Annotated in this window: 11 protein-coding genes; 3 read left to right on the top strand and 8 right to left on the bottom strand. The window is 71.4% G+C overall.

Features of this window, described 5'->3' with window-relative positions:
- Window positions 1-6 precede the first annotated feature (6 nt).
- Entirely contained in the window at window positions 7-2,091 is a 2,085-nt protein-coding gene (locus tag QWY29_RS17290; protein WP_300962353.1) for a SpoIIE family protein phosphatase, read from the bottom strand.
- Between the two features lie 123 nt (window positions 2,092-2,214).
- Window positions 2,215-4,929 (bottom strand): DNA polymerase I, encoded by a 2,715-nt coding sequence (polA, locus tag QWY29_RS17295; protein WP_300962355.1) that lies wholly within the window; start codon window positions 4,927-4,929, stop codon window positions 2,215-2,217.
- Window positions 4,930-4,983: 54 nt separating this feature from the next.
- Between polA and QWY29_RS17300 the strand changes: the two genes are divergently transcribed.
- A complete protein-coding gene (locus QWY29_RS17300) occupies window positions 4,984-5,403 on the top strand; it encodes a hotdog fold thioesterase (RefSeq protein WP_300962356.1) in 420 nt (139 codons plus the stop codon).
- Here QWY29_RS17300 and QWY29_RS17305 read toward each other — a convergent pair.
- Entirely contained in the window at window positions 5,400-5,966 is a 567-nt protein-coding gene (locus QWY29_RS17305) for a GNAT family N-acetyltransferase (RefSeq protein ID WP_300962358.1), read from the bottom strand. The genes QWY29_RS17300 and QWY29_RS17305 overlap by 4 nt on opposite strands.
- Before the next feature lie 134 nt (window positions 5,967-6,100).
- On the opposite strand from QWY29_RS17305, the gene QWY29_RS17310 reads away from it, so the two are divergent.
- Complete coding sequence (locus QWY29_RS17310) at window positions 6,101-6,847, top strand: DUF554 domain-containing protein (protein ID WP_300962359.1); 747 nt, start codon at window positions 6,101-6,103, stop codon at window positions 6,845-6,847.
- A 155-nt stretch (window positions 6,848-7,002) separates the two neighbouring features.
- On the top strand, window positions 7,003-8,361 hold the full coding sequence (locus QWY29_RS17315) for an ABC transporter substrate-binding protein (protein ID WP_300962360.1): 1,359 nt from the start codon (window positions 7,003-7,005) through the stop codon (window positions 8,359-8,361).
- A 302-nt stretch (window positions 8,362-8,663) separates the two neighbouring features.
- On the opposite strand, the gene QWY29_RS17320 is transcribed toward QWY29_RS17315, so the two are convergent.
- The 5 genes from QWY29_RS17320 to QWY29_RS17340 form a co-directional block, all read right to left on the bottom strand.
- Window positions 8,664-10,058 (bottom strand): HNH endonuclease signature motif containing protein, encoded by a 1,395-nt coding sequence (locus tag QWY29_RS17320; protein WP_300962361.1) that lies wholly within the window; start codon window positions 10,056-10,058, stop codon window positions 8,664-8,666.
- Window positions 10,059-10,229: 171 nt separating this feature from the next.
- Window positions 10,230-11,021, bottom strand: a complete 792-nt coding sequence (locus QWY29_RS17325; RefSeq protein WP_300962362.1) for an ABC transporter ATP-binding protein — start codon at window positions 11,019-11,021, stop codon at window positions 10,230-10,232.
- A complete protein-coding gene (locus tag QWY29_RS17330) occupies window positions 11,018-12,019 on the bottom strand; it encodes an ABC transporter ATP-binding protein (protein WP_300962363.1) in 1,002 nt (333 codons plus the stop codon). The genes QWY29_RS17325 and QWY29_RS17330 overlap by 4 nt, the downstream gene beginning before the upstream one ends.
- On the bottom strand, window positions 12,012-13,223 hold the full coding sequence (locus QWY29_RS17335) for a branched-chain amino acid ABC transporter permease (protein ID WP_300962364.1): 1,212 nt from the start codon (window positions 13,221-13,223) through the stop codon (window positions 12,012-12,014). The genes QWY29_RS17330 and QWY29_RS17335 overlap by 8 nt, the downstream gene beginning before the upstream one ends.
- Before the next feature lie 20 nt (window positions 13,224-13,243).
- On the bottom strand, window positions 13,244-14,608 hold the full coding sequence (locus tag QWY29_RS17340) for an ABC transporter permease subunit (RefSeq protein WP_300962365.1): 1,365 nt from the start codon (window positions 14,606-14,608) through the stop codon (window positions 13,244-13,246).
- Window positions 14,609-14,628: the final 20 nt, after the last annotated feature.

A 14,628-nucleotide genomic window follows, 5' to 3' on the forward strand; every position in this document is an offset into this window, starting at 1 on the left:
GGAGGGTCAGGGCAGGAGCTGGACGGCGACGACGACCACGTCGTCGTCGGCGCCGCCGTCGGAGTCCGGGCGCTCGGCGAGAGCGCTGACGACGTGGTCGGTGCTGACCTCCGGGCCGACGGAGACGGCGACGCGCAGCCGGTCGATGCCGACGTCGAGGGGCTCGCCGCGCCGCTCGACCAGGCCGTCGGTGTAGGCGAGCAGGGTCGTGCCCGGCTCGAGGACCATGCTGGTCTCGCCCCGCTCGCACGTCCCGAAGCCGAGGATCGGCCCCCGCGCCTCGCCGAGGTCGACGACCTCCGTGCTGCCGTCGGGGTGGCGCAGGAGCGGCGGCGGGTGGCCGGCGCTGGACAGCGTCAGCCGCCACCGCGCGCCCGCGAGCGGCTCGAAGTGCCCGAAGAGCATGGTCGCCAGCGGCGAGGTCACGTTGAGCGCGGGCAGCAGCTCGTCGACCTGCCGCAGGACGGCGGCCGGCATCAGTCGCTGCGAGCTCGCGGTCGCGCGGAGCACGCCCTTGAGCTGGCCCATCGCGGCGGCCGCGTACACGTCATGGCCGGCGACGTCGCCGACGGCCAGGCCGAACGGGTGCCGGCCGTCGGCCGGCTCCCCCGGCAGCTCGAGCACCTCGTAGAAGTCGCCGCCGACCTCGGCCTCGTCCGCGCCCGCCAGGTAGCGGGCCTCGATCCGCACGCCGTCGAGGGTCGGCAGCTGCGGCAGCAGGCTGCGCTGGAGCGTCTGGGCGATGAGCGTCTGGGAGGCGTAGAGCCGCAGGTTGTCCAGGATCAGCCCCGCCCGCCGGCCCAGGTCGACCGCGACCTCGGCGTCGGCGTCGCTGAACGGGCGCCCCCGCACCTTGCTGAGCACGGCCAGGTCGCGCACGCCGAGTCGCCCGGGGAGCGCCACGACGAGGGTGGAGCCGACGTCGAGGCGGTCGGAGACCTCGCGGGCCAGCTCGGCGTCGCCGACGTACGCCGCCCCCTCCTCCGCCAGCAGGCGGTGGGAGCGGCCGTCGAGGACCCGCGACACCACCCCGCCCGCGGGGAGCGACCCGGCCAGCCGGCCGGCGAGCTCCTCGAGCACCGGCTGCTGCTCGGCGTCGCGGTGGATGACGCGGTGCTCGGTCACCGCACCCTGCTCGTCGGTGTGCAGGAAGACCGCCATGTCGGCGAGCGCCGGCACGAGCAGCTGCAGCAGCCGGGCGCGTGCCTCGTCGATGTCGAGCTCGCCGCTCAGCTGCTCGCTGGCCTCGGCCATCAGCCGCAGCCGGCCCTCGGCGGCGTCGCGCTGCCGGTCGGCCTCGATCCGCCCGCTGACGTCGCTCTGCACGCCGACGTAGTGGGAGACCTCGCCCTTCTCGTCCAGGATCGGCGACATGGTGACCTGGTTCCAGAAGGCCAGGCCGTCCTTGCGGTAGTTCAGCAGCGTCGCCGTCACGGGCTCGCCCGCGTCGAGGGCGGTGCGGACCCGGCGCACCTCGGCGCGGTCGGTGCCCGGGCCCTGGAGGAACCGGCAGTTGTGGCCGACGGCGTCCTCGAAGGAGTAGCCGGAGGTGGCGGTGAACGCCGGGTTGACCCAGATGAGCGGCATGTCGGGCTGCCGGGCGTCGGCGACCGTGAAGGACAGGCCGGTCGCGAGCACGGCCCGATCGCGCACCTTCGCCTCCTGGTCGGCGAAGGCCTCGACGGCGGCGGCCGCCTGCCGCTCGCGGACCGAGAGGAAGACCACGAGGGCGTGGTCGTCGAGCATCGGCGCGCCGGACATCGGCAGCCCGATCATCCACAGCGGGGTGCGGGAGTCGCCCATCTCGCTGGTGCGCTGGGCGGAGACCTTCTGGCCGGGGACCGGCTCGGCGCGCAGCAGCCGGCTCAGCGGGTGGGCGGAGTCGGAGAGCTCGGTGCCGGCGGCGTCGCGCAGCTGCGCGGCGCCGGACCACTGCTCGAGCGCGACCGGGAGGTCGACACCGGGCGCGAGCTGCTGGGCGACGTCGTTGGCGTGCACGACCGTGCCGCGCCCCAGGTCGACGACCAGCACCGCGGCCGGTGCCTCGCCGATCACCGCGTGCAGGTCCGTGGCCGTCTCGGCGCTGCTCATCCGTTCCCCACCCTCCCGGGGTCGTTGTCTGGGTGGCGCCCGCCCGTTGCTCCCCCGCGGGCCGCGCAGCGGGCGCCTCGGGTGGTTCGGTGCGGCGCCGTCACCGGATGGGTCGCCCCACGGTCAGTGCGCGGCCTCGTGCCAGCTGCGGCCGGTGCCGACCGAGACGTCGAGCGGCACGGCGAGCTGGGCGGCGCCGGCCATCTCGCGGCGTACCAGCTCCTCGAGCGCCTCGCGCTCCCCCTCGGCGACCTCGAGCACGAGCTCGTCGTGGACCTGGAGCAGCATCCGCGAGCGCAACCCGGCCTCGCGCACCGCCCGGTCGACGTTGAGCATCGCGATCTTGATCAGGTCGGCGGCGGAGCCCTGGATCGGGGCGTTCAGCGCCATCCGCTCGGCCATCTCGCGGCGCTGGCGGTTGTCGCTGGTCAGGTCGGGCAGGTAGCGCCGACGACCGTAGATCGTCTCGGTGTAGCCCGTGCGCCGCGCCTCGTCGACGACGCCGCCGAGGTAGTCGCGGATGCCACCGAAGGTCTCGAAGTACTCGTCCATCAGCACCCGCGCCTCGGACGGCTCGATCCCCAGCTGCTGGCCCAGCCCGTAGGCCGAGAGCCCGTAGGCCAGGCCGTAGTTCATCGCCTTGATCTTGGCCCGCTGCTCGGGACCGACCTCCTCGGCCGGCACGTCGAAGACCCGCGCCGCGGTGACCGAGTGGAAGTCGTGGCCGGACCGGAACGCCTCGATCAGCAGCGCGTCCTCGGAGAGGTGGGCCATGATCCGCATCTCGATCTGGCTGTAGTCGGCCGTCATCAGCGACTCGAAGCCCGGGCCGACGACGAAGGCCTCACGGATGCGCCGGCCCTCCTCGGTGCGGATCGGGATGTTCTGCAGGTTCGGGTCGGTGCTGGAGAGCCGTCCGGTCGCGGCGATCGTCTGGTTGAACGTGGTGTGGATCCGCCCGTCGGGCGCCACCGTCTTGAGCAGGCCCTCGATGGTCTGCCGCAGCCGGGCGACGTCGCGGTGGCGCAGCAGGTGCAGCAGGAACGGGTGCTCGGTCTTGACGTAGAGCGCCTGCAGCGCGTCGGCGTCGGTCGTGTAGCCGGTCTTGGTCCGCTTGGTCTTCGGCATGTCGAGCTCGTCGAAGAGCACCACCTGCAGCTGCTTGGGCGAGCCGAGGTTGATCTCCTTGCCGATGACCGCGAAGGCGTCCTCGGCCGCCAGCTTCACCTCGCCGGCGAAGTGCCGCTCGAGGTCCTCGAGGTGCTCGGTGTCGACCGCGATGCCGGTGCGCTCCAGCGTGGCCAGCAGGTCGACGAGCGGGAGCTCGATGTCCTCCAGCAGGCGGGTGCCGCCGCGGTCGGCGAGCTCCTCGTCGAGCGCGGCCGCGAGGTCGAGGACCGCGCGGGCGTGCAGCATGTCGACCTGCCCGGTCGCCTCGCTGCCGATCCCGTCCAGGCTCAGCTGGCCGTCGTCGGCGGCACCGGTGCGCAGCTCGCGCTTGAGGTAACGGACGGTGAGGTCGGCGAGGTCGTAGGAGCGCTGGTCGGGACGGGCGAGGTACGCCGACAGCGCGGTGTCGCGAGCCAGCCCGGCCAGCGGCATCCCCCACGCGTCGAGCGCGAGGATGGGCCCCTTGGCGTCGTGCAGCACCTTCCACCGGTCGGGGTCGGCGAGCCAGGCGCGCAGCGCCTCCTCGTCGGCGGGGTCCATCGTCTCGGCGGTGACGTACGCCGCCGCGCCCTCGACCGTGGCCAGGGCCAGCGCGTCGACGTCACCGGTGCCCGCACCCCAACGGCCCGTGACGTGCACGCCGACCCGGTCGCTGCCGGAGGCGTGCTCGGCCAGCCACGCGGTCAGCTCGCCGGCGCCGAGGACGCTCATGTCGACGTCGAAGCCGGAGTCGTCGATCTCCTCCTCCGAGCTCAGCGTCTCGAAGAGCCGGTCGCGCAGCACCCGGAACTCCAGGCCGTCGAAGAGGGTGTGCACCTCCTGGCGGTCCCAGGGCCGGATCGCCATGTCGGACGGGGCCAGCTCCAGGTCGAGGTCGCGCACCAGCGCGTTGAGCCGGCGGTTGCGGATCACGTCACCGAGGTGGGCCCGCAGGGCCTCGCCCTTCTTGCCGGTGATCTTGTCGGCGTGGGTGATGACGTTGTCGAGCCCGTCGTAGGTGTTGATCCACTTCGCGGCGAACCCGACGCCGACGCCCGGCACGCCGGGCAGGTTGTCGGAGGTCTCGCCGACGATCGCGGCGATCTCCGGGTAGCGGTGCGGCGGCACGCCGTACTTGGCCTCGACCGCCTCGGGGGTCATCCGCGCGAGGTCGGAGACGCCGCGCATCGGGTAGAGCACGGTCGAGCGGTCGGTGACCAGCTGCAGCGAGTCGCGGTCACCGGTGAGGATCAAGACCTCCATGCCGTCCGCGAGCGCCTGGGTGGTCAGCGTGGCGATGATGTCGTCGGCCTCGAACCCGTCCTTCTTCAGGAACGGGATCCGCAGCGCGTCGAGCACCTCCTCGATCAGCGGCAGCTGGCTGCTGAACTCCCCCGGCGTCTTGGCGCGCTTGGCCTTGTACTCGGCGTACTCCTCCAGGCGGAAGGTCTGCCGGGAGACGTCGAAGGCGACCGCGAGGTGGGTCGGCTGCTCGTCGCGCAGCACGTTGATCAGCATCGAGGTGAAGCCGTAGACCGCGTTGGTGTGTTGCCCGGTGGTCGTGGAGAAGTTCTCCACCGGCAGGGCGAAGAAGGCCCGGTAGGCCAGCGAGTGGCCGTCGAGCAGGAGCAGGCGAGGCGTCACGGCAGCGGGGTCCGCGGAGGGGGCCGGAGCGGGGGTGTCAGGCACCCGTCGACTCTATCCGCCGTCACCGACGGTCGCGGGGTCGGCGAGAATGCGGGCATGGACGTCGAGGAGTACCTGGCCTCCATGCCGCAGGGCATGGGCACGCTGAACGAGAAGATGGGCATCGAGCTCGTGGAGCTCTCCGCCGAGCGCGTCGTCGCGACGATGCCGGTCGAGGGCAACGGCCAGCCCTACGGCCTGCTCCACGGCGGCGCCTCGGTGGTGCTCGCCGAGAGCCTCGGCTCGATCGGCTCGGGCATCCACGCCCACCCCGACCGCGTCCCGGTCGGCGTCGACATCAACGCCACCCACCACCGCTCGGCCACCTCGGGCCTGGTCACCGGCGTCGCCACGGCCATCCACCTGGGCCGCACGTCGGCGTCCTACGAGATCGTCATCACCGACGAGCGCGGCAAGCGGGTGTGCACCTCGCGGATCACCTGCGCGCTGATCCCCAAGGAGCGGGTCGGCCTCTAGCCGGCGGCCTGCGAGCGGCGCTGCGAGCGCCGGGCGGCCAGCACCTGGGTGAGCTGGCGCCCGCCCCGCTCGTGCGCGGGCCGCAGCGCGGTCAGCCGCGCCCGCAGCGCGTGGGTCGTGGCGACGCGCAGCACCGCCTGCGGGCCGAGCCCGAGACGGGCCATGAAGCGGTTGGCGTCGCGCGAGCCCGAGGTGGCCGCGGTCGCGACGTGGCCGACGCCCTGCTCCTCGGCGAAGGTCACCGCCGCCTCCATGAGCGCACGGCCCACGCCGTGGCGGCGGTACTGCGGGAGCACGTGCGGCGAGAGCGCCTGCACGGTCGGGTCGAGGTTGAGCGGGCTCAGCGTCGTGACCCGCAGGAAGACCGCGGCGGCCGGGTTGCCGTCGTACTCGGCGACGACGATGCGCTGCTCGGGCGACTGCGCGGCGGCCTTGACGATCAGCTCGAGGTCGGCCACCTGCTCCTGCCGGTCGGCACGGCGCAGGTCGTCGGACCACAGGTCCGCGAGCAGCGGCGCGTCCGTCGGCTCGGCGCACCTCAACGTCACCACTGAGCGGTGCATGCGCCCTGCCTTCCCCCAGCCCACGACGGGCTCCTACGGTCCAACCGGTCGGCGTCCGGTCCCCGAGGACCCGACCTTCCCGGCCGAGACTACGCTCCCCCCGCCGGTCTTGTCAGACCCTGTTGAGGAGAAGCGTGGTCCCCGGAGTCGGAACGCTGGTCAACGTCCTCGCCGTCCTCGCCGGCGGCCTCGTCGGCCTGCTGCTGGGCAACCGCCTGCCGGTCCGGACCCGGGAGGTCGTGACCGATGGCCTCGGCCTGGTCACGCTGCTCATCGCGGGCACGTCCGCGATGGCCGTGCTCGACGACGGGCTCGCCGAGACGGTCGGCGACAGCGCACCCGTGCTCATCGTCCTCGGCGCCCTCCTGGTCGGCGGGATCACCGGTTCACTGCTGCGACTCGAGGAGCGGGTCGAGTCGCTCGGCGGGTGGCTCCAGCGGCGCCTGGCCGGCGGCCAGGGGTCGGCCGACCGGCAGCGCTTCGTCGAGGGCTTCGTCGTCTCCTCGCTGATCTTCTGCACCGGCCCGCTGACGATCCTCGGCTCGATCAACGACGGCCTCGGCAACGGCGCCGACCAGCTGCTGCTGAAGTCGGCGCTCGACGGCTTCGCCGCGATCGCGTTCGCGGCGTCCTTCGGCTGGGGTGTGCTCGCCGCCTGCGTGACGGTCGTGGCGGTCCAGGGGTCCCTGACGCTCGTCGGCGTCGCGCTCGGCGACGTCCTCCCCGACGCCCACCTCGCCGCCGTGACGGCGACCGGTGGCCTGCTGCTCGTGGGGGTCGCGCTCCGGCTGCTGCGCATCCGCGAGGTGCCCGTCGCCGACCTGCTGCCGGCACTCGTGGTGGCGCCGGTGCTGGTCCAGGTGGTCGCAGCGGTCCGGTGACGCGCCGTCGTGCGTCGTTGACGTAACGGTTTGGTGACGACAAGGTGCCGTTCGCCACACCACCCCGTGGCCGGTCCTACGGTGACCGAGCCATGACCGGCCTCCCGGGGGTCGGGAACCTGCGGTTGCACCAACCTGACAGAAAGGTTCACCACGTGAATCGAACCACCACCGCCTCCTGGGTGAAGCTGATGGCCGGCACCGCCGCGCTGTCCCTCGCCCTGGTCGCCTGCGGCTCCGAGGACGACAGCGAGCCCGCGGCCGAGGACACCTCGTCCCCGTCGGCGGCCGAGTCGTCGAGCAGCGCTCCCTCGGGCGAGTTCACGAACGACAAGTGCGGCAACGGCACCACCAGCGCCGACACCTACAAGGTCGGCGGCATCCTGCCCCTGACCGGCAACCTGGCCTACCTCGGCCCGCCGGAGATCGCGGGCGTCGGCCTGGCCGTCTCCGACATCAACGCCGCGGGCGGCGTGAACGGCGCCGACGCGTGCCACCAGGTCCTCGACTCCGGCGACACCACCGACCTCGCGGTCAGCACCGCGACGGCCGACCGCCTGGTCAACGCCAAGCCCTCGATCGTCGTCGGCGCCGCGTCGTCCAGCGTCACGCTGAACGTCGTCGACACCTTCACCGACGCCAAGATCGTCCAGATCTCTCCGGCCAACACCGCGGTGGACCTGTCGGGCTACTCCGACTACTACTTCCGCACCGCCCCGCCGGACGGCATCCAGGGCTCGGCCCTCGGCACCCTGATCTCCAGCGACGGCTACTCGCGCGTCGGCTTCCTGGTCTTCAGCGACACCTACGGCACCGGCCTGCGCAACGCCGTCCAGGAGACCGTCGAGGCCTCCGGTGGCGAGTGCACCTACGGCTGCAAGGGCGACGGCAACGAGTTCCCCGCCGGTCAGACGACCTTCTCGTCCGACGTCAGCGCGGTCCTCGCGACCAACCCCGACGCCATCGTCATCCTCGCGTTCGACGAGACCAAGGCCATCGTGCCCGAGCTCGTCTCGCAGGGCTGGGACATGTCGAAGACCTACCTGACCGACGGCAACACCGCGGACTACTCCGAGGACTTCCCGGAGGGCACGATGGAGGGCGCCCAGGGCACCATCCCGGGTGCTGACGCCTCCTCGGACTTCAAGGACCTGCTCCAGGGCTGGAACCAGAAGGTCAACGGCGAGGAGCTCAGCGACTACGCCTACGCGGCCGAGTCCTACGACGCCACCATCCTCGGCGCCCTCGCGGCGATCAAGGGCGGCGCCACGGACCCGACCACCATCCAGGAGAACCTCGCGGCCGTCTCCGGCGCCTCCGACGGCGAGGAGTGCTCCTCGTTCGCCGACTGCGTCGCGCTGCTCGACGAGGGCTCCGAGATCCGCTACACCGGCCCGTCTGGCATCGGTCCGATCGACGAGGAGAACGACCCGTCCTCCGCGTTCGTCGGCATCTACACCTACGACGCCACCAACAAGAACGTCTTCGCCTCCACCGTCGAGGGCACCAAGTGACCTCATGACCTCCACGGTCGACGGCTGAGCGATCGGCTGTTCAACACGCACCACGGCGAGACCCCGGACCTCCTGGTCCGGGGTCTCGTCGCATGTGTGGGGGTGGCCCTGGGTCTCCCCGGGCCGGCGGTGGCGCGTGTAACGGACCGTCCACTGCTCTGTAGGTGCGCTGCAGCGTGCCTACAGCGTGGGCAACCGCGCGTTACAAGTGCCGCGGCGGTCGGTCATGGCCATCCGGTACGACGAAGCCGCCCGCCCCCACGCGATGCGGCAGGCGCCGTACGACGCAGGAACGAGGTGGCCTACGTCCGCATGTGGAACGAGACACCGCCGTCAGGATGGCGAGCGGTCTCGAACCTCGGGTCGTGGATCCGGGCGTGGTGGCGGGGGCAGAGCAGCCGTGCGTTGTTCGTGTCTGACTTCCCGCCGTGGAGCCAGCTGTCGTCATGGTGGGCGTGGCAGAGGTGCGCCGGCCAGTCGCAGCCGATCGTGGTGCAGGTCTTCTGGGTGATCGCCAGTCCGCGGCGCTGAGCGCCGGAGAACAGCCGGGCGGTCCGGCCGAGGTCGAGGAGCTCTGACCTCCTACCGAGGACGGCGGGGATGAGGCCCGCCTCGCAGGCCATACGCCGGGCGAGCGAAGCGGAGATCGGTTCGCCGGACTCCAGGGTGGCGCGGCCGATGTCGCTGTGCAGGTCCGAGTAGTCGATGAGGACGACCACGGAGGCGTTGAGACCGCCGAGCTTCGGGAGCTTGTCGGCGGGGAGGCGTTCGAGCAACTCGCAGAACGCGTCGCCCATCCGTTCCGGGGAGGGCCTCCGCTCCACGACCTCAGACTGGTGCTGGTCATCCTGCTTGTTGGCTGCCTGGTGCTTCGGTGCGGCGAAGGCGAGCAGCATCTCCTTCAGCATTTCGCCGTGCAGGGTCGGGATGGAGAACTTCCCGCGGTAGCTGCCTCGCCCGTCCGGTGCCATGGTCAGCCACGCCTTGGCGCGGGCCTCTCGTTCCTCGCGCTCCAAGGCGCGGGCGTCGCGTTCCTCGCCGATCTCAGGTGCGACGACGGTAAGGACGTGCTTGGTAAGGATCGCCAGCGTCTTCGGCGTGACGTCCAGCGCCTCGTTCAGGAGGTGCTTCTCAGCCCGCTCCGGGATGGTCGGGTCCTCGAGGTCGTCCGGCAGCTTGTCAACGCACTCGGCGATCACTCGGGCGTGGTCCACGCTGATCGCGCCCTCAGCCAGCGCCGCTGACGTCGGTGCGTGGCAGTCGAGGGACTCGGCCAGCCGCATGCGGCGCTTCGCGGCCGGCCTGTCCTGGCGGGTCTCGTGTCCCCACCACGACGCCGTGTCGGTCGCGCCGACCTTGTCCCCAATCGCGCGGCGGTCGGCCTCGGCAGCGAGGCGGAGCTCGAGCGCCTCGACGCGTGCGCGGAGGCGGGTGGCTTCGAGCAGCGCCTCGGCGACCTCGGTGTCAGACATCGACCACAGCCGGGCCTCGGCCGTTGCGGCGACCTTCTTGTGGGACTTCGCGACCGCGCGGCACACCGGGTGCGCGTGAGGTCGAGAGTCCTTGGCCATGGGTCTACTCAAGCAGCGACCACCGACAGTGCTGGCACTGTTTCCCCAGGTCAGCGAGCGATGCGGACAGCAACCTCGACGAGTTTTTCGACGGGTTTCGAGACAGGCGCTGCGCGCCTTCCTCAACCAGCCGGAGGCCGGCGGCTCCGCCGCGACCCACGACGTACCTCGTCCTCATAACTGCCCCCGCCGCAACGACCCTGCGCCAGCAAGGCCCGGGAACGACGAAGCCGCCCGCCCCCACGAGGGGGACGGGCGGCTCGGTGTCCGTGCGGCGTACGCCGGCTGGCGGGCCGCTCAGGCGGGGCCGGAGTCGCGCTGCTCGTCGACGTCCTTGGCGAGCGTGCCGAGGTACAGCTCGATCACCTTGGGGTCGTTGGCGAGCTCGCGACCGGTGCCGGTGTAGGCGTCGCGGCCCTGGTCGAGCACGTAGCCGCGGTCGCAGATCTGCAGGCAGCGACGGGCGTTCTGCTCGACCATGACCACGCAGACGCCGGTCTTGTTGATCTGGCGGGTGCGGATGAAGGTCTCGTCCTGGCGCACCGGCGACAGGCCCGCGGAGGGCTCGTCGAGCAGCAGCACCTTGGGCTCCATCATCAGCGCGCGGGCCATCGCGAGCGACTGCCGCTCACCGCCCGAGAGCGCGCCGGCGCTGCGGTCGCGGCGCTCGTGGAGCGTCGGGAAGAGGTCCCACATCGCGGTGAGGCGCTCCTGCAGCTTCTTGGGCCGGAGGAACAGACCCATCCGCAGGTTCTCCTCGATGGTGAGCGAGGGGAACACGTTGTTGGTCTGCGGCACGAAGCCGACGCCGGCCTGCACCAGCTTGTTGGCGCGGTTGTTGGTGATGTCCTCGCCGTGCAGCGTGACGCTGCCGGAGTGGACCTTCACCAGGCCGAACATCGCCTTGAGCAGGGTGGACTTGCCGGCGCCGTTGGGCCCGATGATGCCGATCATCTCGCCGGGGTGGGCGACCAGGCTGCAGCCGTTGAGGATGTTGACGCCCGGCAGGTAGCCCGCCACGAGGTCCTTGGCCTCGATGACGGCCTGCTGGGACCCCGCCGACGGCGAGGCGGTCTGGGTCTGGGTCACGACTTGTCTCCCTGCTGGTCGTGCTTGGCTTCGTCGACCGCCTCGTGGGCGGCCTCGTCGGCGCGGACCTCGGCCTCGATCTGCTCGAGCGCACCCTCGGTGAGGACCTCGTCGTCGCCGAGGTCGGTGTCGTGGTGCGCGCCGAGGTAGGCGTCGATGACGGCCTGGTTCGACATCACGGTGTCGGCCGGGCCCTCGGCGACGACACGGCCCTCGGCCATGACGACGACCCAGTCGGAGATGTGGCGGACCACGTGCATGTCGTGCTCGACGAAGAGCACGGTCATGCCCTCGTCGCGCAGCGCCTGGATGTGGCCGAGCAGCGACTGCGTCAGCGCCGGGTTCACGCCGGCCATCGGCTCGTCGAGCATGATCATCTTCGGGTCGCTCATCAGCGCCCGGGCCATCTCGAGCAGCTTGCGCTGGCCGCCGGAGAGGCTGCCGGCGTAGTCGTCCTTCTTCTCCAGCAGCTTGAAGCGGGCGAGCAGCTCCTTGGCCTTCTCCTCCACGTCCTTCTCCTGGCCGCGCCACAGCGGCTTGAAGACGGACTTGAGGAGGTTCTCGCCGGACTGGTCCTGCGCGCCGAGCATCATGTTGTCCATCACCGTCATCCGGTTGAGGGACTTCGTCAGCTGGAAGGTGCGCACCATGCCGGCCTTGGCGACGCTCGAGGCCGACGTCTTCGACAGCGACCGGCCGTCGAACTCCCACGCCGCGCCCGAGCCCGCCGAGCTGGGCTTGTCGAAGCCGGTGATGAGGTTGAAGAACGTCGTCTTGCCGGCACCGTTGGGCCCGATCAGCGCGGTGATGATGCCGCGCTGCACCTCGAGGTGCTCGACGTCGACGGCCGTGATGCCGCCGAAGCGACGCTCGATCTTGTCGACCTTGAGGATCGGGTCCTGCTTGGCCGCGCCCGGCTCGGGGGTGACCCCGGCCATGAGCGCGCGGCGGGCGGCCGGGTCGGCGAGCGACGGCGTACCGATGGTGGTCTCAGACATTGAACCGGAGCTCCCTCTTGTTGCCCAGGATTCCCTGCGGTCGGAAGATCACGAGCAGGACCAGCGCGACACCGACCACGATGAACGAGAACTGCTCGGTCTGCTGGGCGCTCATGATGCTGTCGGGCACGTAGGCACGCGCCGACTCCCGGATGAGGATGCGCGCCGAGAAGAACAGCACGGTGCCGAGCACCGGGCCGAGGATCGTCGCGGCGCCACCCAGCAGCAGGGCGGTGTAGGAGAAGAACGTGATCTGGCGGCCGAGCGCGTCGGGCTGCACGGTCGAGGCGAGCACGTAGACCATGCCGCCCAGGGCGCCGAAGAGACCACCGATGACCAGGGACTGCATCTTCACGGCGAAGACGTTGCGGCCGAGGCTGCGCATGGCGTCCTCGTCCTCGCGGACACCGCGCAGCAGGCGGCCCCAGGGGCTGCGGACCAGCAGGTAAACCACGAGGGTGCTGAGCGCGACGAGCGTCCAGGCCACCGCGCGGACCCACCAGCCGTTGACGCCGGAGCGCCCGTAGGTGACCGGCATGGCGAAGAACAGGGCGTAGAGGCCGATCAGCACGAGGACGACCGCGGCCACCTTGCCGAGGGTCCCGTCCAGGCCCGTCCGCGGCGCGGTGCGGGTCGGGTCGGCCGCCCGCTTGAGGCGCCGGCCGACGAGCACGGTCGCGACGATGCAGGCGGCGAACACGAGGCCGCCGAGCGCCCGGACCCAGCCGGCCCCGTCGGCGACGTCGGTGTAGTTGAACGGCGCGAGCGTCCAGGCGCCGTCACCGAAGAACGACAGGTCGACGAAGGCCGGCTGGTAGGTCCGGCCCTGGATGCCCTGGGCGCCGCCGGTGAGGTCCTTGAGGTTCGAGAGCCGCCCGACGAAGCGGATGATCTCCGCCGCCGAGATCGTCACGATCGCCAGGTAGTCACCGCGTAGCTGCAGTGTGGGGATGCCGAGCACCAGCGCGAAGACGAACGCCAGGCCCAGGCCGACCAGCACCGCGAGCGGCAGGGGCACGTCGTGCACCAGCGAGATCGCGAAGCCGTAGGCGCCGAGGAGCATGAAGCCGGACTGGCCGAAGTTCAGGAGGCCGGTGTAGCCGAAGTGCAGGTTCAGGCCGATGACGGCGATGGCGACAGCGGCCGTGCCGGGGCTGATCGCCTCGCGGATGACCGCGCTGAGGATGTCGAGGATGGTGTCCATGGATTGAGTCCCTCTCCCCTTCAGCCGACCCGCTCGGCGCGGCCGAGGATGCCCTGGGGCCTCACCAGCAGCAGCACGATCAGGATGGCCAGGGCAACGGCGTACTTGAGGTCACCGGGCGCGCCCAGCGGTCCGGCCAGCTCCACGACGAGCCCGATGATGATCGAGCCGACGAAGGCGCCGAACGCCGTGCCGAGGCCGCCCAGGGTGACCGCGGCGAACAGCAGCAGCAGGATCTGCATGCCGGTGTCCCAGCGGATGCCGTTGCTGATCACCAGCGCGTAGAGCACGCCGGCGAGACCGGCGAGGCCCGCGGCGGCGGTCCAGACGAGGCGGATGATCTTGTCCACGTCGATGCCGGACGCCGCGGCGAGCGCCGGGTTGTCCGAGACCGCGCGGGTGGCCTGGCCGATGCGGGTCCGGACCAGCACGAAGCCGACCAGCCCGATCGCGACGATCGCGACGGCCATCGCGAGGAACGAGAGGTTCGTCAGGGTGACCGGGCCGAACGAGGTGGTGCCGAAGTCGCGGACCACCACCTTCTGCAGCGAGGCGCCCACGAAGTACTGGTAGGCGTACTGCGCGGCCAGCGCGAGGCCGATCGTCACGATCATCATCTGGGTCAGCCCGAGCCCTCGGCGCCGGAGTGGCTGCCAGAGCAGGCGGTCCTGGAGGTAGCCGACCGCCGCGCACACGATCGTGGTGGCGACGATGCCGAGCCAGAGGTTCATCCCGGCGAGGTTGACCAGCCCGTAGGCGACCATGCCGCCGAGGGTGACCAGCTCCGCGTGGGAGAAGTTCGAGAGGCCCGTGGTGCCGTAGATCAGCGAGAGGCCGAGCGACGCGAGCGCGAGCAGCAGACCCAGGCGCAGGCCGTTGACCACCGACTGCGCGATCTGGTCGGTGAAGGAGTCACCGCCGGCGTCGTAGTCCTCGTCGCGCACCTCGACGATCGGCGAGACCGCCGAGCCGAGGTTCGCGGTGACCTTGACCGAGCCGTCCGGACCGGCGATGGCCGCCCGCGGCGGCTGCTGCTCGAGGCCGTCGGGCAGGGACTCGTCGTCGAGGACGACGAAGTAGTCGCCGGCCTCGGTGACGGTGAAGCTGAACTTGCCGTCGGCCTCGGTGGTGACCGTCTCGATGTCGGTCCCCTGCGCGTCGCGCAGGATGACGTCGACCCCGGCGACCGGGTCGGAGCGGGAGCCGACGGTGCCGCTGATGCAGCCCGTCTCGTCCGGCTTGGGGAGGCAGAGGGTCGCTGCACTCGCGCTCGAGCCGCCGACCAGCAGGAGCAGCGGGAGCACCAGGCCCAGCAACATCGTGCCGACCAGGCCCTTCCTCACCGCCCTCGCACCGACCGTGCGGACGTAGTGACGAGACTTCAAACCGGTCCTCCCATCCAGGC

It is taken from the genome of Nocardioides abyssi (assembly GCF_030412915.1).
In the GTDB taxonomy this organism is placed as follows: Bacteria; Actinomycetota; Actinomycetes; order Propionibacteriales; family Nocardioidaceae; genus Nocardioides; species Nocardioides abyssi.

Coding starts and splice junctions, on each gene's coding strand:
- QWY29_RS17290 (WP_300962353.1), bottom strand. CDS start 2,091: ATGAGCAGCGCCGAGACGGCCACGGACCTGCACGCGGTGATCGGCGAG.
- QWY29_RS17300 (WP_300962356.1), top strand. CDS start 4,984: ATGGACGTCGAGGAGTACCTGGCCTCCATGCCGCAGGGCATGGGCACG.
- QWY29_RS17305 (WP_300962358.1), bottom strand. CDS start 5,966: ATGCACCGCTCAGTGGTGACGTTGAGGTGCGCCGAGCCGACGGACGCG.
- QWY29_RS17330 (WP_300962363.1), bottom strand. CDS start 12,019: ATGTCTGAGACCACCATCGGTACGCCGTCGCTCGCCGACCCGGCCGCC.
- QWY29_RS17335 (WP_300962364.1), bottom strand. CDS start 13,223: ATGGACACCATCCTCGACATCCTCAGCGCGGTCATCCGCGAGGCGATC.